Here is a 26,351-nt window from a genome sequence, read left to right as displayed (position 1 = left end):
CCGCACCGGTTGAACCCGGTGCGGCTCTCGCCCGTTTCCCAGGGCGGGGAGCCGTGGAGAATCTTGGGTATGCTTGGCGCCGCCTTGGCTGAGAATGGGGATCGAGTGGCAAAGAAATACAAGCGCCGCGCGCCGCTGTGGGCCCGCCTGAGCGCGGTTTTCGGCGCCGTCCTCATGGTGACGAGCGGTGGCGTGCTGGTGACCGGTCAGACCGTGATCGCCAAGTACACGGGGGCGGTGGACGCGGGCGACGTCCGGATCGGCGGCTCGGACACCAAGGAGGCCGCGGACATCAAGGGCCCGGTCAACATCCTGCTCGCCGGCATCGACCCGCGGGGCACGAAGACCGCGCCGCTCTCCGACTCGATCCTGGTCGCGCACGTGCCGGCCTCGATGGACCAGGTCTACCTGTTCTCCCTGCCCCGCGACCTGTACGTGGAGATTCCGGCCTTCGACAAGAACGGCTTCCGCGGCGCGAACTCGAAGATCAACGCCGCGATGACGTTCGGCAGCTCGATCGGCAACGGGAAGTACGACGAGAAGCAGGGTTTCCAGCTGCTCGCCAAGACGGTCACGAACCTCACCGGGATCAAGGAGTTCGACTCCGGCGCGATCGTCAACTTCGGCGGCTTCAAGGACATCGTCGAAGCCATGGGCGGCGTCACCATGACGATCGACCAGAACGTGAAGTCCGAGCACCTGCAGCCGAACGGCAAGCCCCGGCCCAAGCGGCCGGAGTGTGGGGAGGGCGGCTGCGAGCACCCGTACATCGGGCCGCAGAAGACCTACAAGAAGGGCACCTACCACCTCGAGGCGTGGGAGGCGCTGGACTACGTCCGCCAGCGCTACGGCCTGCCGAACGGCGACTACGACCGCCAGCGGCACCAGCAGCAGTTCGTCAAGGCGATGGCCAAGCAGGCGATGAGCAAGGACGTGGTGACCAACCCGTCCAAGCTGCTCAAGGTGCTGGACGCGGCCGGTGACTCGCTCACCTTCTTCGGCGAGGGGCACAGCGTCGTGGACTGGGGTCTGGCGCTGCGCGGCGTCAGCACCGACGACATGACGCTGATCAAGCTGCCCGGTGGGGCGCTCATCGAGAACGGGGAGTACCTGGGGGAGCAGCTGGCGCCGTCGACGGAGGAGTTCTTCCAGGCGGTCAAGGACGACCGGATCGCCGAGTTCCTGCTCGACAATCCGGAATACGTCAGCAAGAACGGCTGAGGCGGCACCCCGTACCAGGGTGACCTGGGGCGCAGATTAGACTTCACCCGATCGGTTCGCAGCGTCAAAGGGAGACAGCGTGGCCAACCAGCTGCACGTCGAGGTCGTCGCCGTCGAGGAGAAGGTCTGGTCCGGCGAGGCGGAGATGCTCGTGGCGCGTACGACCGAGGGCGAGATCGGTGTCCTGCCCGGTCACTCGCCGCTGCTCGGCCTGCTCAAGGAGCCGTCCCAGGTCCGTGTGAAGCTCGCCGGTGGCGAGCAGCTGACCTACGACGTGGCCGGTGGCTTCCTCTCCATCGACGCGAACGGTGTCACGGTGCTCGCCGAGAGCGCCACGCCCGCTACGCCCGAGTCTCACTGACACCGGCGATGCGGGTTCTGGAAATCTTCGGAATCTGCGTCGTCGCGCTGCTCGCACTGCTCTTCGCCGTCTTCTTCCGCCGCCGCCTGCTCATGGTCGGCGGCGGCACCATCCGGGTCCAGGTCCGGATCAGCAAGATGGTGCGCGGCCGCGGCTGGTCTGCCGGTCTCGGGCAGTTCGTCGGCGACGAGCTGCGTTTCCACCGCATGTTCAGCCTGGCCATCCGTCCCAAGCGGGTGCTCGACCGGCGGACGCTGACGGTCCAGGAGCGGCGCCTGCCGGCCGGCCCGGAGCGTCTCACCATGCCGGGGCACTGGATCATCCTGCGCTGCGCCACCGAGGTGGCCGAGGTGGAGATCGCGATGGCCGAGACCACCGTGACCGGCTTCCTCTCCTGGCTCGAAGCGGGCCCGCCCCGCGGCCCGGGCAGTGTTCCCGGCCGGCCGGTCTTCGGGCCGCGTCCCATCGAGGGCTGACCGTGCGCATCCGCGTGGTCGACGCCTTCACCGACCGTCCCTTCGCCGGCGCCCCGGCCGGGGTGGTCCTGCTGGACGCTTTCCCGGCCGACGACTGGATGCAGCGGGTCGCTGCTGAGGTCAACCACGCCGAGACCGCGTTCCTGCACCGCCTGCCGGCCGGCGCGGAGGCCGACTGGGCGCTGCGCTGGTTCACCCCGGCGGTCGAGGTGGCCCTCTGCGGGCACGCCACGCTGGCTGCCGCACACGTCCTGCGCGAGGCCGGCCCGGTCCGGTTCGCCACCCGCAGCGGCGTCCTGGTCGCGTCGCCCGGGCCGGACGGCATGCTCACCCTCGACTTCCCGACCGCGCCGCTGACTGCGCGTGAGCCCGATCCGGCGCTGGCCGCGGCCCTCGGCGCCGAGCTGGTCGCCGTGCACCACACCGGGCCGAACACCGACGACCTGCTGGTCGAGGTGGCGGACGAGAAAACGGTCCGCGCGATCGTGCCGGACCTGCGCGCTCTGGTCCCGCTCTCCGCCCGTGGCGTCATCGTCACCGCGGCGGCCGGCGACCCGGCCGCCGGCTACGACTTCGTCTCCCGCTTCTTCGGTCCGGCCGTCGGCGTGGACGAGGATCCGGTGACCGGCAGCGCGCACACCGCCCTGGCGCCCTACTGGGCGGGCAAGCTGGGCCGCGCCGAGCTGACCGGCTATCAGGCCTCGCCGCGCGGCGGCTCCGTGCGGGTCGCGCTGCGCGGCGACCGTACCCATCTGAGCGGCCACGCGGTCACGGTGATCGACGGCGAGCTGCACAGCGAGATCTGAACAGATTCCCGGTACGCCTACGCCTGCCAACCGCAGCCGATCCGCGATCGTCAGCCCACTCCCGGCCACAGCGCGACCGCCGGGCTGAAGCATTGGACAGCTTCAGGGATCTAGGTCCGCCCGGCTGGCGCCGTCTCGGTTCAGCCAGGCAACCCGATGCGGCTGTCGCTCAGGGGCGTTCCCCGCTTCCGCAACCAGCCGGGTCACCCGGCCGTCGGTCAGGGTCGTTTCTCGCTTCCGCGGTCAGCCGTGAAGCCAGCCGGGTCGCCCGGCTGTCGGTCACGGTCGTTTCCCGCCTCCGCAGCCAGCCCTGAAAGCCAGCCGGCGGGCGGTCGGTGGGGTTGTGGATCATCCGGCAACCGTAACTTCCAGCTGGGTGGCCCTAAGGGAAGTTTGCCGAGCATCGGCTGGGAGCTGTGGCTGTCTCCACCGGCCGGAAAGGTGCGCAGTTCCCAGCCGGGTGATCAACAAGCCAGGAAATGACGGCTCGGCTGTGGGTTATGGCCGGCGGGCGGCCTTGGCCGAGGCGTGACGTCGCTGCCGGGCGGCTGGGGCCTCGTATCGGACTCCGTTGATCGGTCGGCCGCGCGGTGGCGCTGTCTTTCCGGCCGGGAGACAACGCGGGTGGGCGGCTGAGTGATCGAACGGGTCGAAATAGCGGCCTCAGCCGTACGTTGGTGCTGTCACCAGCATGATCCGCCAGGAGCGTCGCAGCGCTCACCATGCTGCGGTGCCGCGGCGCCGGAAACATCGGCGTGCCCGTGGACGCGGTGCCGGGAAAGCCGGACTGCTTGTGGCGCGGTGCCGGGAGGCTGGCGTGCTTGTGGCGCGGTGCCGGGAGGCTGGCGTGCTTGTGGCGTGGTGCCGGGAGGCTGGCGTGCTTGTGGCGCGGTGCCGGGAGGCTGGCGTGCTTGTGGCGCGGTGCCGGAAATGTCGGCGTGCTTGTGAGCGTGGTGCCGGGAAGCCGGCGCGGTGCCGGGAAGCTGGTGTGCTTTTGTGGGCGCGGTGCCGGGAAGCCGGCGTGCCTGTGGGGGCGGTTTCGGAAGTGCCGACGTGCCTGCCGGGGAGGGCTTGCCGCGGGTGGGCGCTGGTCCGGCGAGCGGGTGGGCGTGCCCGGCTGCCCGGTGCAGACCGGGCCGGTCGAGGCGAGCTACGGACGGCCGCCCCCGGCTTCCCGGTCGGCGGCGAGACCTCGACGCCGACAGCTTCCTAGTCCGGTGCGGGAGGGAAGTGGCTGGCGCTGAGCTCGACCTCGTAACCCTCGGCGTCCTCCAGGTAGGCGGCGTAGCTCGCCGGGCCGCCGGCGTGCGGGTAGCGGTCGGCGAAGAGCGGGGACCAGCCGTTGGCCGGGGCCTCCGCCCACAGCCGGTCCACCTCCGTGGACGTGTCCACGGTGAACGCCAGGTGGTTCAGGCCGGGTGCCAGGCGGTCGTGCACCTCGCCGGAGAGCGCGGGGGACTGCTCCAGCACCAGGTAGACGTCGCCGTGCTTCCAGGAGCGGCCGCCCTGCCACTCCTGGAACGGCTGCCAGCCCAGCTCGCCGAGCAGCCAGCCCCATGGGCGCAGGGCGCCGTCGAGGTCGGGGATCCAGAGCTCGATGTGGTGCAGACCGCCGGTCATCTCCGGCTGCCGCCGGGGACCCACTTGACGTCGCCGTCCGGGTTGGCGACCCGGGACAGGATGAAGAGCAGATCGGAGAGGCGGTTCAGATATTTCGCCGGCTGCACACTCGTACGATCCGGCTCCTGTTCGTAAAGAGCCCAGGCCGTGCGCTCCGCGCGGCGCGCCACCGTGCGTGCCACGTGCAGCAGGGCCGCGCCGGGGGTGCCGCCCGGAAGGATGAAGCTGTCCAGTGGCGCGAGCCGCTCGTTGTACTCGTCGCACCAGCCTTCGAGGCGGGTCACGTACTCCTCGGTGACCCGCAGTGGTGGGTATTCCGGCGGCTCCGGCGAGAGCGGATTGCCCAGGTCGGCGCCGAGATCGAAGAGGTCGTTCTGGATGGTGGCGAGCACCGTGCGTACGTCGTCCGCGAGATCGCCCAGCGCCAGCGCGGCTCCCAGCGCGGCGTTGCACTCGTCGGCGTCCGCGTAGGCCGCGATGCGCGGCGCGGTCTTCGCTGCGACCTCGTTGTTGACCAGCCGGGTCTGGCCGGCGTCGCCGGTACGGGTGTAGATCCGGGTGAGATGCACTGCCATGCGGCCCACCCTACGCAGTCGATGATGCCGCGGGCCCATACCATGGCCCGCGTGGATGTGATCAGGGTGAAGGGCGGCGCGCGGCTCGCCGGAGACGTCGTGGTCGGCGGTGCGAAGAACTCGGCGCTCAAGCTGATGGCGGTGGCGTTGCTCGCCGAGGGCCGCAGCGTGGTGTCGAACGTGCCGCGGATCACCGACATCGCCATCATGGCCGAGGTGCTGCGCCGGCTCGGTTGCGACGTCAGCCTGCAGGGCGGCGAGGCGGTCATCGACGTGCCGGTGGAGCCGGGCAGCGAGGCCGACTACGACCTGGTGCGCCGGCTGCGCGCGTCGATCTGTGTGCTGGGCCCGCTGCTGGCCCGCCGCGGGTACGTACGGGTGGCGCTGCCGGGCGGCGACATGATCGGTTCCCGGGGCCTGGACATGCACGTCTCCGGCCTGGCCCGGATGGGTGCGGAGATCTCCAACGAGCACGGTTTCGTGATCGCCGCGGCCCCGGCCGGGCTGCGCGGCACCAAGATCTGGCTGGACTTCCCGAGCGTCGGCGCCACCGAGAACCTGCTGATGGCCGCGGTCCTGGCCAAGGGCGTCACCGAGATCGACAACGCGGCGCGGGAGCCGGAGATCGTCGACATCTGCCAGATGCTCAACTCGATGGGCGCCCGGATCGAGGGCGCCGGCACGTCGACGCTGATCATCGAGGGGGTGGACGGGCCGCTCAAGCCGGTGCGGCACGAGACCGTCGGGGACCGGATCGTCGGCGGCACCTGGGCGTTCGCCGCGGCGATGACCCGCGGCGACGTGACCGTACGCGGAGTCCGCCCGGAGTTCCTCGACATCGCGCTCGACAAGCTGGTCACCGCGGGCGCCACGATCGAGCCGGGCGACAACGAGTTCCGGGTCCGGATGGCCGACCGGCCGCGGAACGTCGACATCGTCACGCTGCCGTACCCGGGCTTCGCCACCGACCTGCTGCCGATGGCGCTCGGCCTGGCCGCGGTCGCCGAGGGTTCGTCGCTGATCACCGAGAACATCTTCGACGGCCGGTTCATGTTCGTGAACGAGATGGTGCGGCTGGGGGCGGACATCCGTACCGACGGGCACCACGCGGTCGTCAACGGGCGCGAGCGGCTCTCCGGGGCCCCGGTACGGGCCACCGACATCCGGGCCGGCGCCGGTCTGGTCATCGCCGGGCTCTGCGCCGACGGGGTGACCGAGGTCGGCGAGGTGCACCACATCGACCGGGGCTACCCGGACTTCGTGGCGGATCTGGCCCGGCTCGGCGTCGAGGTGGAGCGCACCGACGTGCCCGAGCCCACGTTCGACTTCTAACTCGACACCAGCCGGCGGGCCTCTTCCACCTCTTCGCAGAAGACCAGCACGCTGACCCGGCCGTCGCGGCGGGTCGCCGTGGTCGCCCGGATGCCGGCGTCGCCGAGGAGTCGCCGGATCTCGTCGGCGACCTCGGTGTCGTCGGCGACGGCGGCCGGGAAGAGGAGACCGTAGTCGTCCCGGTCGCCGAAGATCGTCAGACCGTCCGCGTACGCGTCACGCGCCGGTTCACCGCCGGTCGGGCCGGTGGGCTGCAGGCCCATGCGCCAGAACACCGCGCCGAGGAAGCCGACCAGTCCGACGGCGATCAACGGTCCGATGAGGTACCAGCCGTCGCTCGTGGCCATGCGCACAGTCTGGCACCGCGGACCGCTGTTTTCTGCGGATTTGCCCTGATCGAGGGCCGTGCTGAATCTCCGTTAAGTAGCGCCGTTAGACTGTGGCCCCCTCGAGGTGAAGGAGTTGGGCATGGCGGGTCGGCTCGCGGTCATCGGTTCCGGGTTGATGGGCTCCGGTATCGCACAGGTCTCGGCGCAGGCCGGATGGCAGGTCACCATGCGGGACGTCGACGACGCCTCGCTCAACCGCGGCATGGCCGCGATCAGGGACTCGCTGACCCGGTTCGCGGCCAAGGGCCGGATCGCCGAGGACGACGTCGAGGCCACCCTCTCCCGGATCAGCCCCACCACCGACCTGGACGCGGCCGCCGACGCGGACGTGGTGGTCGAGGCCATCTACGAGAAGGTCGAGGCCAAGCACGAGGTCTTCAAGGCCCTCGACAAGATCTGCAAGGCGGGCGCGGTCCTGGGGACCAACACGAGCGCCATCCCGATCACTCAGATCGCCACGGTCACCTCCCGGCCCGAGTCGGTCGTCGGCATCCACTTCTTCTCGCCGGTGCCGATGATGAAGCTGGTCGAGCTGGTCCGTGGCTACCAGACCTCGGACGAGACGCTGGCCTCGGCGCGTGCGTACGCCGAGGAGGTCGGCAAGACCTGCGTCGAGGTCAAGCGGGACGTCGCCGGCTTCGTCTCGAACCGGCTCTTCTCCGCCTTGCTTGTCGAGGCGATCCAGCTGGTCGAGTCCGGCGTGGTCAGCGCCGCCGACCTGGACACCGTGATGAAGCTCGGCTTCGGCCACGCCATGGGCCCGCTGGCGACCGTCGACCTGACCGGCCTCGACGTGATGCTGAACGCGGCCGGCAACATCTACCGCGACACCGCGGACGAGAAGTTCTTCCCGCCGGAGCTGCTCCAGCGCATGGTCCAGGCCGGCGACCTGGGCCGTAAGACGGGCAAAGGCTTCTACAGCTACTGAGGCTACGAGCGGTCAGCGGGAGGCGGCGAAGGCCAGGGACAGCAGGGTGGCGGCGACCATGCCGCCGAGCAGGGTGAGGCCGATCCCGCCGATGTCGAGGCGGGCGGCCAGCCGCCGGTGGGCCAGCAGGGCCGCGACGGGCACGCCCGCCGACGGCGCGACCAGGAAGGTCAGCCAGCCCAGTCCGCGGATGAGCAGGCCGCCCCAGACACCCGTACTCCCGAATGTCACCAGCCCGGCCGCCACCAGGCCGGCCAGTGCCGCGCAGACCGCGCCCACCACCGGTAGCAGCGGGAGCGCCCAGCGGGACAGCGACCGTCGCCCGGCCGGGCGCACGGTCACGTCGATCCGGTCGGCGGCGCGGGAGAGCAGGGTCCGCGGTGACTGACGTCCGGGCGCCGGCGCGTCCTCGGTCGACGGCCGGCGCTGCAACGCCACCCGGGGCAGCGTCTCCACCGGCGCCGGTTCGGGCACCTCGCCCAGCGCGCGGACCCGCATCCCGCGCGCCCGGCGCAGCTGGTCCCAGAGGCGGGCCGCCTCCCGGTCCACGTCGAGGACCTGCGCGGCCGCCGCACCCGCCCACCGGTCCGCGGCGAGCGCGTCGTGCTCGGCCCGGGCCAGTTCGCCGGCCGCGCGCGCCGCGCTGTCCTGGTACGCCTGCTCGGCGTCGTCCAGCTCCGCGTCGCGACGCCGGGTGACGTCGGCGAGGGCGCTCACCATCAGCTGGTAGTCGCGGCCCAGGGGCTGCCGGTCACGTGTGGTCACTGTTCACCTCGTACGGGATGATCACTTCGGGGGTGCGGTGCACGGATCGGTCGAAGAACAGCGCCCGCCGGGCTCGTGGGCGCCAGACCGGGCCGCCGGGCAGCGGATGCAGTGGGGCGAGATCGAGCGCGACCCAGGCGCCGATCGTGTCGAGGTGCTCGCCGAGCCCGGCCGTCGAACGCCACCAGCCGAGCACGTGGGTCCGCCGTTCCGGCCCGTCGGCGAGCAGGGACCGCAGATCGTCGTGGTGCTCGGGGCCGGCCGCGTCCAGTCCGTAGCCGAGCACGTACCGGGGCACCTCGGAGTGCGGCAGGTCGAAGTGGACGTCGGACGCGTCGTACCAGTCGGCGACCGGCAGTTCGGCGACCAGCCGGGCCGCGGCCCGCTCCGCCTCCGGCGCCAGGCAGACCACACTGAAGTGCGCGGGGCCCTGCGCGGCCAAGGAGAGCGCGGCGGCTGCCAGCACGTCACAGGCCTCATCGGTACGCGTACCCAGCACCGCCAGATTCCGCCCCGGCATCCGCCCGAGCCGCAGCCTGGCCGGCCGTTCCGCGACGTCGATCCGCTCGCCCAGCACCGCCCCCGGTGACGACCCGACCGGCTCGTCCGCCGACGGCACCCGCCCCGACGGCCGGTACGCGGACGGCAGCCGGGGCACCGCCGTACCGTCGAAGAGCCGTGGCTCCTCGCAGCCGAGCGGCCGGGTCCGCCAGAGTTTGCGCTGCAGGGCCCGCCAGCCGGCCCGGTCACCGGCATCCGGCAGCCGGACGATCCGGTTGGCGCCGGCCACCCCGGCCGCGGTGTTCACCACGGCGTGGCCGCGCGGGATCACCGCGGCCGCCAGGTTGTCCTCGGCGAGGATCCGGTGGGCCTTGGGCAGCGCGATCCGCAGCGGGAGGAGGCTGAGCAGCGCGGGGCTACCGGCGACCTCCCGGGCGGACAGGATCAGATGGATGCCCTGCGCCGGCCCACGCCGGGCCAGGTCCTCCAGCAGCGAGACGGCCTCGTCCCGCCTCTCCAGCAGCACCGGGAACTCGTCGATCACCGCGACGATCCGGGGCCAGTGGCCGGCCGGGTCGGCGGCGCGCAGCCCGGCCAGGGTGCCCGCGTCGTGCCGTTTGGCGGCCTGGGCCCGGGTACGCAGCTCCTCGCTCAGGTGCCGCAGCATGGCGAGCCCGAACTCGCGGTCGCCGGTCACGTTGATCCCGGCGAGGCGGACCTGGGGCAGCCAGCTGGGGTCGCGCGGATCCGGGGCGTACCGGGCGAACGACACCCCGTCGGCGAAGTCGAGCAGGTAGAGGGCGAGTTCCTCGGGGCCGTACCGGGCGGCGAGCGAGCCCAGCCAGGCGTGGATCAGGTTGGTCTTGCCCGCTCCGGCCGGACCACCGATCAGCGCGTGCGGCGGGTCCTCGCCGAGCGGCACCTCGACCAGGGCGCCGTCGGTGCTGTCGCCGATCGGCGCGATCAGGCCGTGCCGGGAGGACCCGGTCCAGTACGCGGCCGGCTCCAGATCGGCGAGCCGGGCCGGCGGCGGCCCGGACCGGATCCGCTCGGCCGCGTTCCGGCAGAACGCCGTGATCCGCTCGGCGGGTGGCGGCGGATCGAGCTGGATCTCCAATGTGCCGAGGGAGTCGCAGGTGGCGGTCCGGTCCCGGACCACGATGCGTTCCAGCGTGGCGTGCTGCTCCAGCTCCAGTCCCCGGACGACCAGGTGCACCCCGCAGGCCACCCCGGTACGCACGATCCGGTCCAGCTGAGCCCGCTCCCCGGCGGTGATCTCGGCGGCGGTGGCCCGGTCGGCGAGCAGCACGACGAGCCGCCACGGGAGTGGTTCGGCCGGGACCCGCTCGTTGACCCGGCAGATGTGCTCGACCAGTTCGTCGAGCAGCGGCCCGAGTCCACCCGGCCCGACCAGCGTAGGCCCGAGCGGGGCGAACGGCGCGAGCGTCCCGCCCAGCTGCTCCGGGTCGTAGACGGTGAGCTGCACGTCGCCCGGCCGGGTGCTGCCGATCGCCCGCAACAGCACCCCGGTGATCACCTCGTCGAGGACCGCTGTCGGACCGTCCAGGTGCAGGTGCGCGGCGCCGAGCAGCGGGATCAGCGCGGGAAGCGCGGTGGCCTCGTCGAACGCGATGGTGCCGATCCGCAGCAGCCCGGGCCGGCCGCCGGGTTCCGGCTCGCTCGGCGCCCACAGCCGCCAGGGTGCTCCGGCGGCGCCGTTGGCGCTGACCGTGGCCAGACCGCGCAGGTGCCCGGCGAGTCTGCCGGCCTCGTGCCGGTACCGCTGCCGGATGTCGTCCCGGGCCGATTCCCGGGCCGCCGCCAGCTGGCTCAGGCAGGTGGCGTACGCGTCCCGGACGAGCCGTCGTCGTTGCTGCGCCTCACCACGGGCCGACTCGGCGGCGGCCAGAACCGCCCGAGCGGTGCCGCGCGCCTCGGCCAGTTCCTGCCGCACGGCGGCGACCAGCGCGTTGCGGTGGCTGCCCATGGTGGGGGATTTTAGCCATTTCCGCCCATTTTGGGGTTTTAGGCGTTGCGTGTCGTGATCTCGTCCGTGGCAGGTCGCCCGGACAGCGCCCGGTGCCGGCCGCCGAGATCGGTCCACAGTCGCTCGGCCACGATCATCGCGGCCTCCCGCTGCCACTGCCGGGTCACGTCCCGCGGCACGTACCGCCGGAACCAGTCCACCGCCAGCCGCGCCTCCCGGCTCATCCCGTCGCTCCGCGGCCGCCGGGCGTACGGATTCAGTCCCAGCACACAGCAGAACTGCAGCACGTTGTAGTAGCGCCAGTCGTCGGTGGTGCTGAACGGGCCCGGCGGCCGCAACGCCGACACCGACTCCCGCAGCACCGCCCGCAACTCCCGGGCCCGGGCCCGCGGCTGATCCTCCCGGCCCGCCAGGCGCCGCTCCACCACCGGCATGTCCGTCAGCGGGCTGCGGGCCAGCCGGTCCAGATCACCGAAATCGTTCAGCGCCCGCCGGGTCAGCCGCAGGAACTCCGGCTCACCGATCGAACCCAGCCGGCGCGGCTCCCGCCGCCGCAGCAGCGCATCCGCGTTCAGGAACAGGACAGTGCGGTCCGAGCGCAGCGCGGCGTCGTCGGCCAGCGCCACCCGGTCCAGCAGGCGCCGCAGCCGGCCGGTCAGCCCGGCCACCGAAGCCGTGCCCGCGACCAGCACGAACTGCGCCGCCGCCACCCCGTCGTGATCCGGCACCAGCAGCAGGGTCACGGTGGCCGGAACCGCCGCCACCACGATCGCGGCGCCCGCGGCGACCAGCGCGCGGCGCAGATCGGGACGCAGCCGCTCGCCCGCCTCGGTCGCGTGCGCCACCGCCATCAGATAGCCGACCACCAGCAGATCCACGCCGATCGCCCCGATCAGCGGCGCGTCCCCGCCGAGATCGACCGGGCCGAGCAGCAGGCCGAGGCCGACCGCGTACAGCACCGCCATCATGGTCATCGCCGGTGGCAGCATCCGCGGCACCACCTGCGCGCGCAGCCGCCACAGCAGGACCAGGCCGCCGACCAGCGGGCTCAGCGCGACCAGCCGGCCCACGCCGGGCAGCGCGACCACCATCACCAGGAACAACAGGCCGAGCACGAGGGCGCCGCGGTCGATCGGCCGCCGCTCCGGCGGCGTCAGCGGCAACAGCGCCACCACGGCGCCGGCCCACCCCAGAGCAGGCAGGCAGAGCAGGACCTGGGCGGGCATGGAGCCCGGTGCGATCGTCCAGGCGGCGACCCCGATGGCGTACGCCGTGAGCGCCGCCGCCGACCACCGGAGGATCCACCGCCCCGGGTCGCGGCCGATCAGGTAGCAGGCGAGCCACCAGGCGAGGGCAAAAGCGGGTACGGCGACGGCGGGCACCCGAGCAGTCAACCAAATAGTTGGCGGGTCTCGATACCGGAGTTTCGTTCACGCCGGCGCCGTCGTCTGCGGCGGACCACCCACACCGCGCTCCACAGCAGCACGACCAGGCCGATCAGCACCAGAATCGGCAGCACGATGGCCACCACGGACATCACCACGCTGCCGAAATCCTCGGCGGTGCTGGCGACCGGCGCCCCGATGCCCGCCGTGCTCGCGTTCACCACCGGCCGCGACGCGCTCTTGATGCCGTGCACGCCCAGCGCTATCAGCCCGCCGACCACGATCGGCACCCACTGGTGCGAGGTGAAGAACGAGCCCGGGTCGGACACGGTCACCGTCTCGGACGCCGAACCGGCGCCGAACGCCAGCCCGCCCGCGGTCGGCCGGACGAACGTCTGCACCACGTCGTTCATGTGATCCACGACCGGGACCTTGTCGGCCACCACCTCGATCGTGAGCAACAGGCCCAGAATGATCAGGGTCCAGCCGTTGGACAGCCACGACCAGCCGGCCGGCAGGCTGATCGCCTCCGTGTACCGGGCCAGCAGACCCATCGTGAGCAGCGGAATATAGGCATTCAGGCCGGCTGATGCGGCGAGACCGGTGCCGGTCAATGCTTCGAACACGAAACCAGCATGGCACCGGCATGCGAACCCCGCCCGGCCGCAGTCGGGTAGTGTCGCCCGGTGCGTCTGGTCATCGCGAAATGCTCCGTGGACTATGTCGGCCGTCTCTCCGCCCACCTGCCCCCGGCGGTCCGGCTGTTGATGGTCAAGGCCGACGGGTCGGTGTCGATCCACGCCGACGACCGTGCCTACAAGCCGCTCAACTGGATGAGCCCCCCGTGCAAGCTGCAGGAGGCGCCCGGGGTGTGGAAGGTGGTGAACAAGGCCGGCGAGGAGCTACGGATCACCCTGGAGGAGATCTTCCAGGATTATTCGTACGAGTTGGGCGTCGACCCCGGCCTGGTCAAGGACGGCGTCGAGGCGCACCTGCAGGAGCTCCTGGCGGAACACCCGGAAACCTTCGGCGAGGGCTGGACACTGGTCCGCCGCGAGTACATGACCGCGATCGGCCCGGTGGACCTCCTGTGCAAGGACGCCGACGGCGGTTCCGTGGCGGTCGAGGTGAAACGCCGGGGCGAGATCGACGGCGTCGAGCAGCTGACCCGCTACCTCGAACTGATGAACCGCGACCCCCTGCTCGCCCCGGTGAAAGGCGTCTTCGCCGCCCAGGAGATCAAGCCCCAGGCGCGGGTCCTCGCCACCGACCGCGGAATCCGCTGCGTGGTCGTCGACTACGACAAACTCCGAGGCATGGAACGAAACGAACTAACCCTCTTCTGATTGCCCCAGCACTGATCAGCGGAGGGAAAGCTCCACACGCTGGTCGGTGTGGAGTACCGGAGGTAGGCGAGGACGCCGAGCAGGGTGACGGCGGTCTGGACGGTCAGCAGGGCCGGGGTGGCCGGCTGGTCCAGGCTCAGCGCCGCGACCGTGGGCAGCGTCAGCAGGAGCAGATCCAGCCCGGCGAAGGCGTGCAGCAGGGGACCGGTGGGAATCGCGCCCATCGGGGTGTCGAGGGGCAGCAGGTCGTTGCGGACCAGGCCGGCCCGGGCGGCGCGCAGCGCGGCGATCGCGCCGATCGGGCCGAGAACCAGGCCGAACAGCCACCACGGACCGCCGGGCAGAACGCCGGCCAATTGGAGAAGCACCAGGGCGACGGTGGCCCAGGCGGTGGCGAGCGCGGCGGGCACCCACAGCCGCTGGCGCAGCACTTCGCGTGCGGACAGGCCCAGCAGGCGGAGCAGGACCGGGTTCGCCGCGTCGGTCTTCACCGTGGCGGTGGTGGCCCGCGCGGCGATCATCGTCCCGGCCACCAGCACCGCGACCATCACCCAGCGCGGTCCGTTGGCGAGCAGCAGCGGGACAGTGGCGGAGGCAGCCGTCCAGAGCAGGCGCGGCGTGCGGCGCCGGGCCAGCAGCAGATCCTGGCCGGTCAACGGCGGCAGCCGGCGGGACAGGCGGTCCGACCGCAGGCGGCGATGGGACCAGTAGTCCCGTTCCAGCATGTCGGCGAGGAAGGTGGGCTCCACGCCGTACACCGAGTCGGCCACGGTGCCGGCGGTCCGGGCCGAGTCCAGGATGCGGTCGTTCGGGGTGCGCGCGAGGTCGCGTACGGCGAAGAAGGAGGCGGCGGCGGCGACCACCGCGAGGGCCCCGGCGAGCTGGACCACGACGGAGGCCGCGGGCCAGCCGCCGAAGGCGGGCGGTGTCCACCCGGCAGCTTCGGCGACCAGGGTGGCCAGGCCCGCGATCAGGGCCGACCGGGCCGCCGCATCGGTGACCGGACCCAGGCGTGGCCGGGTCTGGACGGCCGCCGCGGCGAGGGCCAGCAGTACGCCGGCCAGCGCCCCGGTCACCACCAGGGCGAGCGAACCGCTGCGCCGGTCGGCGTGGCCGAGGATGCCCAGCGTGGCGGCGGCGCCGGCGAGGCCCGCGGCGACGGCGGCGGCACGCAGCGACGGGCTCAACAGCACGCGACGGCTGACCGGGGCGGTGAGCAGGAAGTACGCGGCGGGGCGGCTGACCGCGACCGGGCCGAGGCGGCGCAGGGTGAGGTGCAGCAGGGCGGCGCAGACGGCCGCCCAGGAGACGGCGCCGGTGCCGCTGAGATCCTGGACCGTGGGCCGGAAGACCGCCTCGAGGGGGTCCTTGAGCATCGCCACGACGACGGCGAAGCAGAACACCGCGACGTAACCGGTGGCCAACGTCTCGCCGCGGTCACGGTGTGCGGCCTGGGTGCGGTGGATCCAGCGGCGGACCGGCCGCAGCGCAACGGTGGAGGTCACGACGCGAGCGCCTGCATGGTGGTGAGCTCGGCGCCCGAGGCGAGGGCGAACTTCTCGTCGTGGCTGGCCAGCAGCAGGGAGCCGCCGGCCGCCAGGTATTCGGCGAGCATCGCCGCGACCAGCGCCCGGCCGTCCGGGTCGAGGCGCTGCTCGGGTTCGTCGAGGATCAACAGGGAGCTGGGCCGCAGCAGCGCGAGCAGCAGGGTGAGGCGCTGCTTCTGCCCGGACGACATCGACGCCGGGATGGCGTCGCCGTGCGAGGCCAGCCCGAAGCGGTCGAACGCCTCCTCGACGGCGTCGTCCTCCGGGTCCTGGCCGTGCGCCCGGCAGACCAGCTCGGCGTGTTCCCGGGTGGTGAGGCCGGGGTACCAGGTCGGCGGTTCCACGGTGGTCACCACGGCCCGCCAGAAGTCCGGGGTCTGGCCCGGTTCGGCGCCGAAGACCCGGATGGTGCCGGCGTCCGCCCGCTGCAGGCTGCTCACGCAGCGCAGCAGCGTGGACTTGCCGATGCCGTTCTCCCCGGTCACGCAGACGCCGCCGTCGGCCGGGACGGTCAGCGCGACGTCCACCAGCACCGGTGCCGAGCCGTAGCTGACGGACAGACCGCTGACCTCGACCGCCGGATGATCGACCATCCGAACAGACTAGGGCTTGCGGCCGTACAGCAGGCGCAGGGCCTTGACGATCTGGTTGACCTGGGCCGGGGTCCGCTCGAAGGTCATCGCGGGGAGCAGGGACTTCGCCCGGCGTACCGTGATTGCCTTTGCCCTTGCGAACTCGCGCAGACCGTCCTCACCGTGGATGCGCCCGAAGCCGGACTCGCCGACCCCGCCGAACGGCAGGTTGCCCATGCCGACGAAGGTGAGCGTCCCGTTGACGGCGACCATGCCGGAGCGGAGCCGGCGGGCGATGCGGATTGCGTTCTTCTTGCCGAAGACCGAGCCGCCCAGCCCGTACGCGGTGTCGTTGGCCTTCTCCACGGCCTCGTCCGCGTCGCGCACCTTGGTGATGGTCAGCGTCGGCCCGAAGGTCTCCTCCCGGATCTCCGTGGAGTCCGCCGGAACGTCGACCAGGACCGTCGGAGCGACATACGGCGCCTGCACTGCATCGGACCCGCCCAGGACCGCCCGGCCGCCCTTGGCCAGCGCGTCCTCGATGTGGTCGCGGATGATCTCGAGCTGCCGCGGCATGGTGATCGGCCCGATCTCCTCACCGGTACGCAGCTTGCCCGCCTTCTCCACCACCGCGTCGACGAACCTGTCGTAGACCGGCGCGACCGCGTAGACCCGCTCGATGCCGATGCAGGTCTGCCCGGCGTTGGTCATCGCGCCCCAGACCGCTGCCTCGGCCGCCGCAGCGACGTCCGCGTCCTCGTCGACGATCAGCGCATCCTTGCCGCCTGCCTCGATCACCACCGGCACGAGGTTCTCCGCGCAGGCGGCCATCACCTTCTTGCCGGTCGCGGTGGAGCCGGTGAACGAGACTTTGCCGACCCCGGAGCGGCACAGGGCGCCGCCCACGTCGCCCAGGCCGTGCACCGCCTGGAGCACCGGGTGTTCCGGCACGATCTCGGCGAACGAGTCGGCCAGCCACTGCCCGACCACCGGTGTGTACTCGCTCGGCTTCAACACGACCGCGTTGCCGGCGGCCAGCGCGCCGCTGATCGGCCCGACCGGGGTGACGATCGGATAGTTCCACGGGCCGATCACGCCGACCACGCCGAACGGTTGGTACTCCAAGTGGCCGGAGTGCTCGGCGGTCAGCAGGCGGGTCCGCACCCGCCGCGGCCCGAGGACACGCTTGGCGTTGCGGGCCGCCCAGTCCAGGTGTTCGACCGCGGCGGCGATCTCCATGAGCCCGTCGGTGACCGGTTTGCCGGTCTCCCGGTGGGTCAGCTCGGCGAGCTCCTGCATCCGCTCGACCAGCAGGGTGCGCCAGCGCAGCAGCCGGGTGCGGCGGCCGTCGTAGCCGAGGCCCTGCCACCAGGCCGCGGCGGTGCGGGCCCGCTCGACGGCGGCGACGACCGCCTTCTCGTCCGCGACCGGCACGCGGCCGGCCTCGTCGCCGGTGGCCGGGTTCGTGGAGATGAGCCAGCCGTCCTCGATCACGGGAACGCCGGGAACGTGAATCGCCGTCATGACCGGAGTCTAGGGTGATTGTTACTGATCAGTCACTACGTACTCTTGAGCTTGTGAGCCCCCGCCGCAACCATCCCCGCCGCCGTGACGACGACGAGCGCCGTCCGGACCGGCCGGGAATCACCGAGGATCGCGTCCAGCAGTGGCAGGACGGTGAATGGATGGTCCGGAACATCTTCGGTGCGGCGGCCGTGAAGACGTACCGGTGTCCCGGTTGCATGCAGGACATCCGGCCGGGTGTGGCGCACGTGGTGGCCTGGCCGGCCGACGGCTACGGCGACGAGTCCGACCGGCGGCACTGGCACACCGGTTGCTGGCGCGCCCGGGATCGGCGCGGCCCGGGTGTGGAGCGCTCGCGCAACGCCCCCCGCTATGGGTGATCCCTTCAACCGCCCCACCCGCCACCCTGAAAAGGAACAAAGGCCCTTTCATCATGAGCAACCAGATCCGTGCCAACTCGATCCTCCCCGCTGACCGGGAGGAGATCGAGCTGCACACCGCGGACGGCGTCACCCTCGTCGGTGAGCTGGCCAAGCCGCTCGACCGCGAGCCGGTGGCCACCATCGTCTGCTTGCATCCGCTGCCCACCCACGGCGGGATGATGGACAGCCACGTCTACCGCAAGGCCGCCTGGCGGTTGCCGGCCCTGGCAGGCATCGCGGTGCTGCGTTTCAACAGCAGAGGGACCAGCAGCGTACGCGGAACCAGCGGCGGATCCTTCGCCAACGCGGTCGACGAGAAGTACGACGTCGCCGCCGCGATCGAGTACGCGGAGTTCGCCGACCTGCCCGACATCTGGCTGGTCGGCTGGTCGTTCGGCACCGACCTGACCCTGATGTACGGCCTGGACCCGGCCGTCTCCGGCGCGATCCTGCTCTCCCCGCCGCTGCGTTTCTCCAAGCCCGAGCACCTCGAGGCGTGGGCCGCCGACGGCAAACCGGTGACCGCGATCATCCCGGAGTTCGACGACTATCTGCGCCCGGCCGAGGCGAAGGAGCGGTTCGCCGCCATCCCGCAGTGCGAGGTCGTCCCGGTGGAGGGCGGCAAGCACCTGTGGGTCGGTGACGCCGAGACGATCCTCGACGAGATCGTCCGCCGGGTCGCGCCGGACGTGCCGACCCCGCTGCCGCGAACCTGGGACGGACCGATCGAGACCGGCGACGCCGGGGCGTACGCGGACCGCACGGTCGCCGCTTTCTCCGACGTCGAGGTGCCCCGCCCGCTGCGGGACAGCTAACGCGTCTCCATGCTGGGCTGCAGGACCTCCCGCATGATCAGCTGGATGGCGGCCACCATCGGGATGGCGACCAGGGCGCCGATCACCCCGAACAGGCCCACCCCGACCAGGGCCGCCACCAGCGCCGCCACATCGCTGACCTTGACCGAGCGCCGCATCACGTTCGGATAGATCAGGTAGTTCTCCAGCTGCTGGTAGACGATGAAGAAGATCACGCAGACGATCCCGTCGGTGATCGACGAGGCGAGCCCGACCAGGCTCACGATGATCGCGCCGAGGGTGGCGCCGATCTGCGGGATCAGGTCGAAGACCGCCACCACCACAGCCAGGGCGAACGGGTACGCCAGCCCGAGCGCGAGAGCCAGCCCGAAGGTGCTCAACCCGGCCAGGATGGCGATCGAGAGGGCACCCACCATGTACGCCCCGACCTTGGTGAGGATCTCGTCGGTCAGTAGCCGTACCCGATCCCGGCGCGACGACGGAACGAGCGAATACCCGGTCTCCTTGATCCGCTCGAAGGCCGCCATGAAGTAGATGGTCAGGACCAGCACGGTCAGGATGTTGAAGATCGTGCCGAAGAGCAGCCGGGCGCCGCCGACCACCCCGCCCACCGCGTTGCCGACCGTGCCCGCGTTGATCGCGCTCTGCACCTTGTTGGCGATGTCGTAGCGCTGGACCAGCTCGTTCACCGTCTCACTGCGGCGCAGGCTCTCGATCACTTCCGGCGCGTTGTTGATCAGCGCGGTGGTCTGCGTGACCAGCGGCGGGATCAGCGCGATCAGACCGCCGGCGAGCAGCCCGACCACGGTCAGCGCGACGATCGCCACCGCCACGCCGCGCGGCAGCCCCCACCGCCGCAGCCGGGACACCGCCGGGTTGAGGCCGATCGCCAGGAACAGCGCGATGAAGATGAGGACCAGGATCGAGGCGGCGTTGCGGACGCCGAGAAACAGCGCGTACGCCAGGATCGCGCCGAGTCCGAACAGGAACCCGAAGAAGAACGGACTACGCCGGTTCAGCGGTGGGCCCGGCTCACCGAACCTGGTCTCGTCCTCCGCCGTCTCTTCCACTGCTGTCTTCTTCTCGGCCGCCTTTTTACCGGCCGTCTCGACCGGAAGCTCGCGCTGGGGCGGCTGAGGCTGTTGAGTCGGCTCAGACGGCGAGGTGGATGCAGAGGCTTCATCGGGGGACGACATCGGGACCTCCACAGCGCACATCGGAGATCCCGGACGCTATCGCCGTCCGGCCTGCTCCGCCACCCCGGCGGAGCAGGCGTGTCGCGGCTACTCCACTACCCCGGCGGAGTAGGCGTGTCGCGGCTTCTCCACTACCCCGGCGGAGTAGGCGTGTCGCGGCTTCTCCACTACCCCGGCGGAGTAGGCGTGCCGTCGTTACTCCGCGTCGGCCGGAACCCGGCTGGCCTGCGGGACGGTCACCTTTGCGGACGCGGTGACCTTGCCCGGCTGACCGGCCGGCATCTCAGCGGCGTGCGCCCCGGCAGGCTTCTCTGCGGCGTGCGCCCCCGCCGGCTTGTCTGCGGCATGCGTTCCGGACGGCCGGTCGGCGGCGTGCGCCGCAGCCGGTGCGCCGGCTGCCGACTCAGCATTCGTGTCGTCATCGTCGTCGGGTGCCGCCGCAGCGGCCAGGACCGCGGCCGCGGCCAGCTCGGCCACCCGCTTCGCCTCTTTTTGCACCTGACGCCGGACGTCGGCAGCGTGCCGCTCGGCCGCCGCACCGGCCCGCTCGGCCTCGGTGACCCGCTTGAGCTCCGCCTCGAGCTGTTTGCGCGCGTCGGCCAGGCGCTCACCGACCCGCTCGGCCTCCTTGCCGGCGGTCTGTGCCTGGTCCTCGGCGGCGGCCCGGCGCTGCTCCGCGTCGGCGATCTTGGCGTTGGCGGCATCGAGTTCCCGCCCAGCCTGAGCGATCTTCTCCTGCTGCGCGGCGATCTCCTTGCGGACCGCGGTGGCCTGCTCGTCGGAGCGGCGCAGCACCTCCTCCGCGTACTTGTCGGCCTCGCTGCGCAGGTCGGCGCACTGCTTCTCGACGCCGGACCGCATCTGGGCGAGCTCCTCCAGCACCGAGTGCCGGCGCAGCGCGAGCTCGTGCTCGACCGAAGCTTTCAGGTCGGCGTGCTCACGGTCCGCCTCGGTACGCCGAGCCGTGATCTCCTGATGCGTCTTCTCCCGCAGCGCCTTGAGCTCCTGCTCGGCCTGAACCCGGGTGGACTGCACGTACCCGTCCACTTCGGCCTTGGTGCGCTGTGCGTCCTGAGCTGCCTTCTCGGCCAGGTGCTTCGCCTCGCTGCGGGCCCGGTTCAGAACGGCCTCGGCCTCGGCGTGCAGCTGCTCCGCGTTCTTACGGGCGGTGGCCACCGCCTTGTCGGTGGCGGCCCGCTTGGCCGCGTCGGCCTTCTCCTCCTCGGAGCGGCGCGCGGCCAGGGCGATCTCGAAGTCGCGGATGCCGTCGTGGGCGTGCGCCTCGGCCTCGGCCCGGATCCGCTCGGCCTCGGCGAGCCGGCCGGCGATGTCGTCGGTGGCGGAGGCCTTGATCGCCTCGGCCTGTTCCTCGGCGAGGGCCAGGATCTGTTCCACCCGGGGGCCGAGGTGCCGGAACGAGACCTCGCCGGTGATCCCGGAGTTGCGCCGGGTCTGCGTGATCTCCTGCTGCAGCCGCTCGATCTGGGCGGCCATCGCCTGAATCTGTGAGTACGCCTGCTCCCGCTCGGCGGCCAGGGCGGCGATCTCGTTCTCCGCCCGGGCGACGTACCGCTCGACCTGCTTCCTCTCGTAACCCCGCAGGGCGGTCTCGAAGCTGGGCTCGGTGGCCGACTCTCCGCCAAGACCGAAGATTTCACCGCCGTGCGACATGTTGTCCATCCTCACATACGCATCGTCCCGGGGCATGTCGGTACACACCGGGTTGGCTGGGACTGTGCGGGTAGTCACGTTTTGTCTCACCTCGGCTTGCCAAACCCAGGCTACGCGCCAAAACGATTGAGGCCGTACCGGAGAAACTCCGGTACGGCCTCAATCGTCACGAACCTTCCGGCCGGTTCACCGTCGCGTACTCGCGGCGGGGACGCAACCGGAGGAGGAATCAGGAGTTGGTCTTAGCTGCTACCGGCTGGTCGCCGGCCTCCGCGGCCTCTGCCTGCTCGGGCTGGTCCCCGCCCTGCTCGGGGGCACGCTGAGCGGGTGCCTCGACCGGCTTCGCAGCCGCCTCGGCGACCGCCTGCACGGCCCCGCCGACACCCGGAACCAGGCCGGAGAGACCGGACAGCATCTGCCCCAGCTGGTTGGTGACCGCGTCCTTCTGCCGGGTGAGGTCCTCGACCTCGCGGCGGGCGGCCTGGGTGGTCAGCTCGGCCTCGCTGCGCGCCTCGCTGAGCAGACGGTTGGACTCGGCACGGGCCTCGGTGACGGTCTTCTCCGCCAGCGCCCGCGACTTCTCGACGACCTCGGCGGCGCTGCGCTCCGACTCGACCCGGCGGGTCTCGGCACGCTGCTCGATCTCCTTGGCCCGGTCCTCGGCGGCGCGGGCCCGCTCCTCGGCCTCGGCCACCATCTTCTGGGTGGCGGCGACCTGGGCGGCGTGGCGCTCCGACTCCTCGCGCTCCGACTTCTCCCGGCGCTCGGCGATCTCCAGGGCCAGCGCCTGGAGGTCCTTGTCACGCTTGTCGCGCGCGTCGGTCAGCAGCTTGGTGGCCTCGGCCCGCTTCTCCTCGGCCTCCCGGGCGGCCTTGGCCCGGGCCTGGGTGATCTCCCGCTCCGCGGTGGCGCGCAACGAGGCGACCTCCCGCTCCACGGTCGACTTCAGCTCGGCGACCTCGTGCGCGGTCACCGTACGCAACTGCTTGGTTTCCCGGTCTGCATCCGACCGGAGCGTGTCGGCCTCGCGCCGCGCCTGCACCCGGGTCTCTGCGGCCTCGCGCTCGGCGTGCGTGCGCACCTGGCCGGCCTCACGCTCAGCGGTGGCCTTCATGGCCGCGGCCTCGGCGCGCGCCTTGTCGGTGATCTCCCGCGCCTCGAGCCGGGCGGCGGAGAGGATGCCCTCCGACTCGCGCTTCGCCTCGCCGCGGTGGTCGTTCGCCTGCTCCTCGGCGAGACGCAGGATCTGCTCCACCCGGGTGCCCAGCCCGGAGAGCGTCGGACGGTTGTTCTCCTCCAGCAACTTGTTGCTGTCGGCGAGCTTCTGCTCCAGCGCGTTGAGCCGCTGCTCGGCCTGGCGCAGACGACGCTGAGCGTCGTTCATCCGCTGCTCGGCCTCGCCACGAGCCTGCTCGGACTGATTCAGCGCGGCGAGCAGCCGGCCGATGTGTCCGTCGACCTGGTGACGGTCGTAACCCCGCAGGACAACGGTGAAGTCGTGCTGCGAGTTGGCGGTCTCGAAGAAGGCCAGGTTCTGATCCTGCTGCTGGGGCATTGCGCCATCCTGGCGAGAAGGGGGCGGACATGCAAGAGCGGATGAGCATCCGAACCGCATCGTAGATCAGCTTTGACCTGGACCGCAGCCGGGGGCCGGGCCGAACGGCGGTGACTCTCGGCTCACCGGTCGGCCCGGCGTCGTCCCCTCGCCACCTGCCCACTCGGGGCTTCGGGGGATCAGGGGTCGGTCGCCGGCCTCGTCGGCCCCGCTCAATGGCGACGATCCTGCCAGGAGGCCGGGGCGCAGTCAGGAGGAATCACTCCTACGGCGTACCCGGTTCCACCAGCTCCACCAGAACCCCGCCTGCGTCCTTGGGGTGCACGAAGTTGATCCGCGACCCGGCCGTGCCGCGGCGTGGCTGGTCATAGAGGAGACGGAGTCCGCGGGCCCGGAGCTGATCGGCTGCCACCTGGACGTCGGCCACCGTGTAGGCGAGTTGCTGCAGTCCCGGGCCGCTGCGGTCGAGGAACTTGGCGATCGCCGAGTCCGGGCGCAGCGGGGCGAGCAGCTGAAGGCGTGGGCCGGTGCCGTCGCCGACGGCGAGCATCGCTTCCCGTACGCCTTGTTCCTCGTTGGTCTCTTCGTGCACACAGCGCAATCCGAAGTTTTCGGCATAGAACCGGATGGCTGCGTCCAGATCAGGCACGGCGATGCCGACGTGGTCGATGCGCAGTAATTCGATGCCGGAGAATGTGACATTGTCGGATGCCCCGGCAGGCGGTGAGACGTCTGTCATGCGGTTAGTCTCGAACCTGAGTCATCGTTAAGGCCAATCGGGTATCCCCCAGTGCCCGGACGTCGCAGATGGGATCGAGACCGTGACCAGTTCCGTGATCGTCAGTGGCGCCCGGACCCCGATGGGGCGCCTGCTCGGCAACCTCAAGCACCTGCCCGCCACCGCGCTGGGCGGCCACGCGATCGCCGCCGCGCTGCGCCGTGGCGGAGTCGCCCCCGAGCTCGTGCAGTACGTGATCATGGGACAGGTCCTCCAGGCCGGCTGCGGCCAGATCCCGGCACGGCAGGCCGCAGTCGCCGCCGGCATCCCGATGACCACGCCCGCGCTCACCATCAACAAGGTCTGCCTCTCCGGCATCGACGCGATCGCCATGGCCGACCAGCTGATCCGGGCCGGCGAGTTCGACATCGTGGTGGCCGGCGGGATGGAGTCGATGACCAACGCCCCGCACCTGCTCACCGACCAGCGGCAGGGCCGCAAGTTCGGCGACGTGCTGGTCCGGGATCACACCGCCTTCGACGGGCTGATGGACCCGTGGGCTGGGATCTCGATGGGTGAGTCGACCGAGGCGAGTGGCGTACAGCTCGGGATCACCCGTGCGGCGCAGGACGCGTTCGCCGCGCTCAGCCACCAGCGGGCCGCCGCTGCCCAGCGTGAGGGACGGTTCGCCGAGGAGATCGCCGCGGTCCCGGCCGGCGGCCGTGACGCCGGGCAGCCGGTGGAGACCGACGAGGGCGTCCGGCCGGGCGCCACCGCCGAGTCGCTGGCCGGTCTGCGCCCCGCCTTCACGCCGGACGGCACGATCACCGCCGCCAGCGCCTCGCCGATCTCGGACGGCGCCGCCGCGGTCGTCGTGATGAGTAAGAAGAAGGCCAAGCAGCTCGGTCTGACCTGGCTCGCCGAGATCACCGCGCACGGCAACGTGGCCGGGCCGGACAGCTCGTTGCAGTCCCAGCCGGCCAACGCCATCAAGCACGCCCTCGGCAAGGCCCGCCTCACCGTGGAGGACCTCGACCTGATCGAGATCAACGAAGCGTTCGCCCAGGTGGTCATCCAGTCGATGCGCGAGCTGAAGGTGGAGGAGGACATCGTCAACGTGAACGGCGGGGCGATCGCTCTCGGACACCCGATCGGCATGTCCGGCGCCCGTCTGGTGCTCACCCTGGCGCTGGAACTGCAGCGGCGCGGCGGCGGCTACGGCGCAGCCGGCCTCTGCGGTGGTGGGGGCCAGGGCGACGCCCTGATCATCAAGGTACCGTCGGCGTGACGGCCGCAGCGGTCTGCGGCGCCGCTGGCGAGGAGGTACAGCCGTGACCCGGTTCGGGGACGTGCCCACCTTGGTCGCGAAGGCCCGGGACGGCGACCCCAGATCGGTGGCCCGGCTGATCAGCCTGGTGGAGAACGGCGATCCCGCCCTGCCCGAGGTGGCCGCCGCGATGGCGCCGCACGCCGGCCGGGCCCAGGTGATCGGCCTGACCGGCGCGCCCGGCGTGGGCAAGTCCACCACGACCAACGAGCTGGTCCGGCTGCTGCGCGAGCAGGGCGCCCGGGTCGGTGTGCTGGCCGTGGACCCGTCCAGCCCGTTCAGCGGCGGCGCGATCCTCGGCGACCGGGTGCGGATGACCGAGCACACCGCGGACCGCGGCGTCTACATCCGGTCCATGTCCAGCCGCGGCCAGCTCGGCGGCCTCTCCGCGGCCACCCCGCAGGCGGTCCGCGTCCTGGAGGGCGCCGGCTGCGACGTCATCCTGGTCGAGACCGTCGGCGTCGGCCAGGCCGAAGTGGAGATCGCCTCCCTGGCCGACACCACGCTGGTCCTGCTCGCCCCCGGCATGGGCGACGCCATCCAGGCGGTGAAAGCCGGCGTCCTGGAGATCGCCGACGTCTTCGTCATCAACAAAGCGGACCGGCCCGGCGCCGACACCACCTACCGTGACATCCAGGGCATGCTGGCCCTCGGCGAACGCGGCCCCGGCGACTGGCGCCCCCAGGTGGTCCGCGCGGTCGCCGCCAAGGGCGAAGGCGTCGACGAAGTGGTAGCGGCGATCACCAAACACCGCGACTGGCTGGAGTCCAGCGGCAACCTGCGGACCCGCCGCGAACAGCGAGCCGCCGCCGAGGTCTCCGCGCTGGCCCTGGGCACGCTCCGGGCCCGGATGGGCGACCTACGCTCCGGCACCACCCTGAACGACCTCGCTGCGCTCGTCGCCGTCGGCGAACTGGACCCCTATGCCGCAGCCGACCAACTGCTGGCCAACCTTTCCTGATTCGGTACGAGTCTCGAAAGGTCCCCGCTCTCCCTCCAGCGACCACCAGCCCACTCCAGGCCCCAGCGCCCCCGCCGGGCTCACCCTCAGCTCCAGCTGACCCCCAGCGCTGCCTCCCGCCCCACGTAACAACCACGGCCGTCAGCCGGTGGCGCCGGCTGACGCTGAGCGCTGCCTCCCGCCCCGCGAAGCGACCGTGGCTGTCAGCTGGTGGTGCGGGCTGACGGTGAGTGCTGTGTCCCGGTGCGGGAGGCGACCGTGGCTGTCAGCTGGTTGTGCGGGCTGACGGTGAGTGCTGTGTCCCGGCGCGGGAGGCGACCGTGGCTGTCAGCTGGTTGTGCGGGCTGACGG

At 71.6% G+C, this 26,351-nt stretch carries 25 protein-coding genes; 11 read left to right on the top strand and 14 right to left on the bottom strand.

Annotated elements, in window-relative coordinates:
• The first annotated feature begins 105 nt into the window (after positions 1 to 105).
• The 4 genes from OHA21_RS33665 to OHA21_RS33650 all read left to right on the top strand — a co-directional run bounded on the left by OHA21_RS33665 (position 106) and on the right by OHA21_RS33650 (position 2,864).
• A complete protein-coding gene (locus OHA21_RS33665) occupies positions 106 to 1,221 on the top strand; it encodes an LCP family protein (RefSeq protein ID WP_442874936.1) in 1,116 nt (371 codons plus the stop codon).
• Positions 1,222 to 1,300: 79 nt separating this feature from the next.
• Positions 1,301 to 1,582: a F0F1 ATP synthase subunit epsilon gene (locus OHA21_RS33660; RefSeq protein WP_196413689.1), complete on the top strand. Its 282-nt coding sequence runs from the start codon at positions 1,301 to 1,303 to the stop codon at positions 1,580 to 1,582.
• Between the two features lie 8 nt (positions 1,583 to 1,590).
• Positions 1,591 to 2,058 (top strand): DUF2550 domain-containing protein, encoded by a 468-nt coding sequence (locus OHA21_RS33655; protein WP_328461841.1) that lies wholly within the window; start codon positions 1,591 to 1,593, stop codon positions 2,056 to 2,058.
• Between the two features lie 2 nt (positions 2,059 to 2,060).
• Positions 2,061 to 2,864 (top strand): PhzF family phenazine biosynthesis protein, encoded by an 804-nt coding sequence (locus OHA21_RS33650; RefSeq protein ID WP_328461839.1) that lies wholly within the window; start codon positions 2,061 to 2,063, stop codon positions 2,862 to 2,864.
• A gap of 1,209 nt (positions 2,865 to 4,073) precedes the next feature.
• Here the strand turns inward: OHA21_RS33650 and OHA21_RS33645 are convergent.
• Together OHA21_RS33645 and OHA21_RS33640 are read right to left on the bottom strand one after the other, a co-directional pair.
• Positions 4,074 to 4,484, bottom strand: a complete 411-nt coding sequence (locus tag OHA21_RS33645) for a VOC family protein (RefSeq protein WP_328461837.1) — start codon at positions 4,482 to 4,484, stop codon at positions 4,074 to 4,076.
• Positions 4,481 to 5,059, bottom strand: a complete 579-nt coding sequence (locus OHA21_RS33640) for a cob(I)yrinic acid a,c-diamide adenosyltransferase (protein WP_328461835.1) — start codon at positions 5,057 to 5,059, stop codon at positions 4,481 to 4,483. Before OHA21_RS33640 ends, OHA21_RS33645 begins: the two co-directional genes overlap by 4 nt.
• 42 nt (positions 5,060 to 5,101) lie before the next feature.
• On the opposite strand from OHA21_RS33640, the gene murA reads away from it, so the two are divergent.
• Positions 5,102 to 6,391: a UDP-N-acetylglucosamine 1-carboxyvinyltransferase gene (gene murA, locus OHA21_RS33635; RefSeq protein WP_328461833.1), complete on the top strand. Its 1,290-nt coding sequence runs from the start codon at positions 5,102 to 5,104 to the stop codon at positions 6,389 to 6,391.
• On the opposite strand, the gene OHA21_RS33630 is transcribed toward murA, so the two are convergent.
• A complete protein-coding gene (locus OHA21_RS33630; protein WP_328461831.1) occupies positions 6,388 to 6,738 on the bottom strand; it encodes a hypothetical protein in 351 nt (116 codons plus the stop codon). The genes murA and OHA21_RS33630 overlap by 4 nt on opposite strands.
• 121 nt (positions 6,739 to 6,859) lie before the next feature.
• On the opposite strand from OHA21_RS33630, the gene OHA21_RS33625 reads away from it, so the two are divergent.
• Positions 6,860 to 7,708: a 3-hydroxyacyl-CoA dehydrogenase family protein gene (locus OHA21_RS33625; protein ID WP_328461829.1), complete on the top strand. Its 849-nt coding sequence runs from the start codon at positions 6,860 to 6,862 to the stop codon at positions 7,706 to 7,708.
• Between the two features lie 12 nt (positions 7,709 to 7,720).
• Here the strand turns inward: OHA21_RS33625 and OHA21_RS33620 are convergent, their stop codons facing one another.
• Genes OHA21_RS33620 through OHA21_RS33605 form a run of 4 tightly spaced genes read right to left on the bottom strand, consistent with a single transcriptional unit; the run spans position 7,721 to position 12,972 of the window.
• Complete coding sequence (locus OHA21_RS33620; protein ID WP_328461827.1) at positions 7,721 to 8,473, bottom strand: hypothetical protein; 753 nt, start codon at positions 8,471 to 8,473, stop codon at positions 7,721 to 7,723.
• Positions 8,460 to 10,961: an FtsK/SpoIIIE domain-containing protein gene (locus tag OHA21_RS33615; RefSeq protein ID WP_328461825.1), complete on the bottom strand. Its 2,502-nt coding sequence runs from the start codon at positions 10,959 to 10,961 to the stop codon at positions 8,460 to 8,462. Before OHA21_RS33615 ends, OHA21_RS33620 begins: the two co-directional genes overlap by 14 nt.
• 38 nt (positions 10,962 to 10,999) lie before the next feature.
• The gene (locus tag OHA21_RS33610; protein ID WP_328461823.1) at positions 11,000 to 12,343 is read right to left on the bottom strand and encodes a hypothetical protein; all 1,344 of its coding nucleotides are present in this window, start codon (positions 12,341 to 12,343) and stop codon (positions 11,000 to 11,002) included.
• Positions 12,344 to 12,351: 8 nt separating this feature from the next.
• Entirely contained in the window at positions 12,352 to 12,972 is a 621-nt protein-coding gene (locus OHA21_RS33605; RefSeq protein WP_328461821.1) for a DUF4126 domain-containing protein, read from the bottom strand.
• 60 nt (positions 12,973 to 13,032) lie between these two features.
• Here OHA21_RS33605 and nucS point away from each other — a divergent pair, with 60 nt between their 5' ends.
• Entirely contained in the window at positions 13,033 to 13,692 is a 660-nt protein-coding gene (gene nucS / locus OHA21_RS33600) for an endonuclease NucS (protein WP_328461819.1), read from the top strand.
• Here the strand turns inward: nucS and OHA21_RS33595 are convergent.
• From OHA21_RS33595 to OHA21_RS33585, 3 genes are read right to left on the bottom strand one after another with little or no spacing between them, the layout of a single operon-like run.
• Entirely contained in the window at positions 13,644 to 15,197 is a 1,554-nt protein-coding gene (locus OHA21_RS33595; protein WP_328461817.1) for a DUF6297 family protein, read from the bottom strand. The genes nucS and OHA21_RS33595 overlap by 49 nt on opposite strands.
• Positions 15,194 to 15,832, bottom strand: a complete 639-nt coding sequence (locus OHA21_RS33590; RefSeq protein ID WP_328461814.1) for an ABC transporter ATP-binding protein — start codon at positions 15,830 to 15,832, stop codon at positions 15,194 to 15,196. The genes OHA21_RS33595 and OHA21_RS33590 overlap by 4 nt, the downstream gene beginning before the upstream one ends.
• Positions 15,833 to 15,841: 9 nt before the next feature.
• Positions 15,842 to 17,335: an aldehyde dehydrogenase family protein gene (locus tag OHA21_RS33585; RefSeq protein ID WP_328461812.1), complete on the bottom strand. Its 1,494-nt coding sequence runs from the start codon at positions 17,333 to 17,335 to the stop codon at positions 15,842 to 15,844.
• A gap of 53 nt (positions 17,336 to 17,388) precedes the next feature.
• Between OHA21_RS33585 and OHA21_RS33580 the strand changes: the two genes are divergently transcribed.
• The gene (locus OHA21_RS33580) at positions 17,389 to 17,715 is read left to right on the top strand and encodes a hypothetical protein (protein WP_328461810.1); all 327 of its coding nucleotides are present in this window, start codon (positions 17,389 to 17,391) and stop codon (positions 17,713 to 17,715) included.
• 53 nt (positions 17,716 to 17,768) lie between these two features.
• On the top strand, positions 17,769 to 18,572 hold the full coding sequence (locus OHA21_RS33575) for an alpha/beta hydrolase (RefSeq protein ID WP_328461808.1): 804 nt from the start codon (positions 17,769 to 17,771) through the stop codon (positions 18,570 to 18,572).
• On the opposite strand, the gene OHA21_RS33570 is transcribed toward OHA21_RS33575, so the two are convergent.
• The 4 genes from OHA21_RS33570 to mce all read right to left on the bottom strand — a co-directional run bounded on the left by OHA21_RS33570 (position 18,569) and on the right by mce (position 23,733).
• On the bottom strand, positions 18,569 to 19,789 hold the full coding sequence (locus OHA21_RS33570) for an AI-2E family transporter (RefSeq protein WP_442874935.1): 1,221 nt from the start codon (positions 19,787 to 19,789) through the stop codon (positions 18,569 to 18,571). The two genes, OHA21_RS33575 and OHA21_RS33570, sit on opposite strands and share 4 nt — an antisense overlap.
• 174 nt (positions 19,790 to 19,963) lie before the next feature.
• Positions 19,964 to 21,448, bottom strand: coding sequence for a Laminin subunit beta-1 (locus tag OHA21_RS33565; protein ID WP_328478690.1), 1,485 nt, complete (start codon positions 21,446 to 21,448; stop codon positions 19,964 to 19,966).
• A 220-nt stretch (positions 21,449 to 21,668) separates the two neighbouring features.
• On the bottom strand, positions 21,669 to 22,994 hold the full coding sequence (locus OHA21_RS33560) for a cell division protein DivIVA (protein ID WP_328461805.1): 1,326 nt from the start codon (positions 22,992 to 22,994) through the stop codon (positions 21,669 to 21,671).
• A gap of 265 nt (positions 22,995 to 23,259) precedes the next feature.
• The gene (gene mce, locus OHA21_RS33555; protein WP_328461803.1) at positions 23,260 to 23,733 is read right to left on the bottom strand and encodes a methylmalonyl-CoA epimerase; all 474 of its coding nucleotides are present in this window, start codon (positions 23,731 to 23,733) and stop codon (positions 23,260 to 23,262) included.
• An 82-nt stretch (positions 23,734 to 23,815) separates the two neighbouring features.
• Here mce and OHA21_RS33550 point away from each other — a divergent pair, with 82 nt between their 5' ends.
• Entirely contained in the window at positions 23,816 to 25,000 is a 1,185-nt protein-coding gene (locus tag OHA21_RS33550) for an acetyl-CoA C-acetyltransferase (RefSeq protein ID WP_328461801.1), read from the top strand.
• Positions 25,001 to 25,043: 43 nt separating this feature from the next.
• The gene (meaB, locus tag OHA21_RS33545; protein ID WP_328461799.1) at positions 25,044 to 26,000 is read left to right on the top strand and encodes a methylmalonyl Co-A mutase-associated GTPase MeaB; all 957 of its coding nucleotides are present in this window, start codon (positions 25,044 to 25,046) and stop codon (positions 25,998 to 26,000) included.
• Positions 26,001 to 26,351 lie beyond the last annotated feature (351 nt).

Origin of the sequence: Actinoplanes sp. NBC_00393 (assembly GCF_036053395.1) — a bacterium.
GTDB lineage: Bacteria > Actinomycetota > Actinomycetes > Mycobacteriales > Micromonosporaceae > Actinoplanes.
The sequence above is the reverse complement of the archived record's forward strand: the minus strand, read 5'-3'. Positions and strand labels throughout refer to the sequence as shown.

Excerpts from the sequence above, each read along its gene's own strand:
- OHA21_RS33655 (WP_328461841.1), top strand. The coding sequence starts at position 1,591 with ATGCGGGTTCTGGAAATCTTCGGAATCTGCGTCGTCGCGCTGCTCGCA.
- OHA21_RS33645 (WP_328461837.1), bottom strand. The coding sequence starts at position 4,484 with ATGACCGGCGGTCTGCACCACATCGAGCTCTGGATCCCCGACCTCGAC.
- OHA21_RS33640 (WP_328461835.1), bottom strand. The coding sequence starts at position 5,059 with ATGGCAGTGCATCTCACCCGGATCTACACCCGTACCGGCGACGCCGGC.
- murA (WP_328461833.1), top strand. The coding sequence starts at position 5,102 with ATGGCCCGCGTGGATGTGATCAGGGTGAAGGGCGGCGCGCGGCTCGCC.
- OHA21_RS33630 (WP_328461831.1), bottom strand. The coding sequence starts at position 6,738 with ATGGCCACGAGCGACGGCTGGTACCTCATCGGACCGTTGATCGCCGTC.
- OHA21_RS33625 (WP_328461829.1), top strand. The coding sequence starts at position 6,860 with ATGGCGGGTCGGCTCGCGGTCATCGGTTCCGGGTTGATGGGCTCCGGT.
- OHA21_RS33615 (WP_328461825.1), bottom strand. The coding sequence starts at position 10,961 with ATGGGCAGCCACCGCAACGCGCTGGTCGCCGCCGTGCGGCAGGAACTG.
- OHA21_RS33590 (WP_328461814.1), bottom strand. The coding sequence starts at position 15,832 with ATGGTCGATCATCCGGCGGTCGAGGTCAGCGGTCTGTCCGTCAGCTAC.
- OHA21_RS33585 (WP_328461812.1), bottom strand. The coding sequence starts at position 17,335 with ATGACGGCGATTCACGTTCCCGGCGTTCCCGTGATCGAGGACGGCTGG.
- OHA21_RS33575 (WP_328461808.1), top strand. The coding sequence starts at position 17,769 with ATGAGCAACCAGATCCGTGCCAACTCGATCCTCCCCGCTGACCGGGAG.
- OHA21_RS33570 (WP_442874935.1), bottom strand. The coding sequence starts at position 19,789 with ATGTGCGCTGTGGAGGTCCCGATGTCGTCCCCCGATGAAGCCTCTGCA.
- OHA21_RS33565 (WP_328478690.1), bottom strand. The coding sequence starts at position 21,448 with ATGGACAACATGTCGCACGGCGGTGAAATCTTCGGTCTTGGCGGAGAG.
- OHA21_RS33560 (WP_328461805.1), bottom strand. The coding sequence starts at position 22,994 with ATGCCCCAGCAGCAGGATCAGAACCTGGCCTTCTTCGAGACCGCCAAC.
- mce (WP_328461803.1), bottom strand. The coding sequence starts at position 23,733 with ATGACAGACGTCTCACCGCCTGCCGGGGCATCCGACAATGTCACATTC.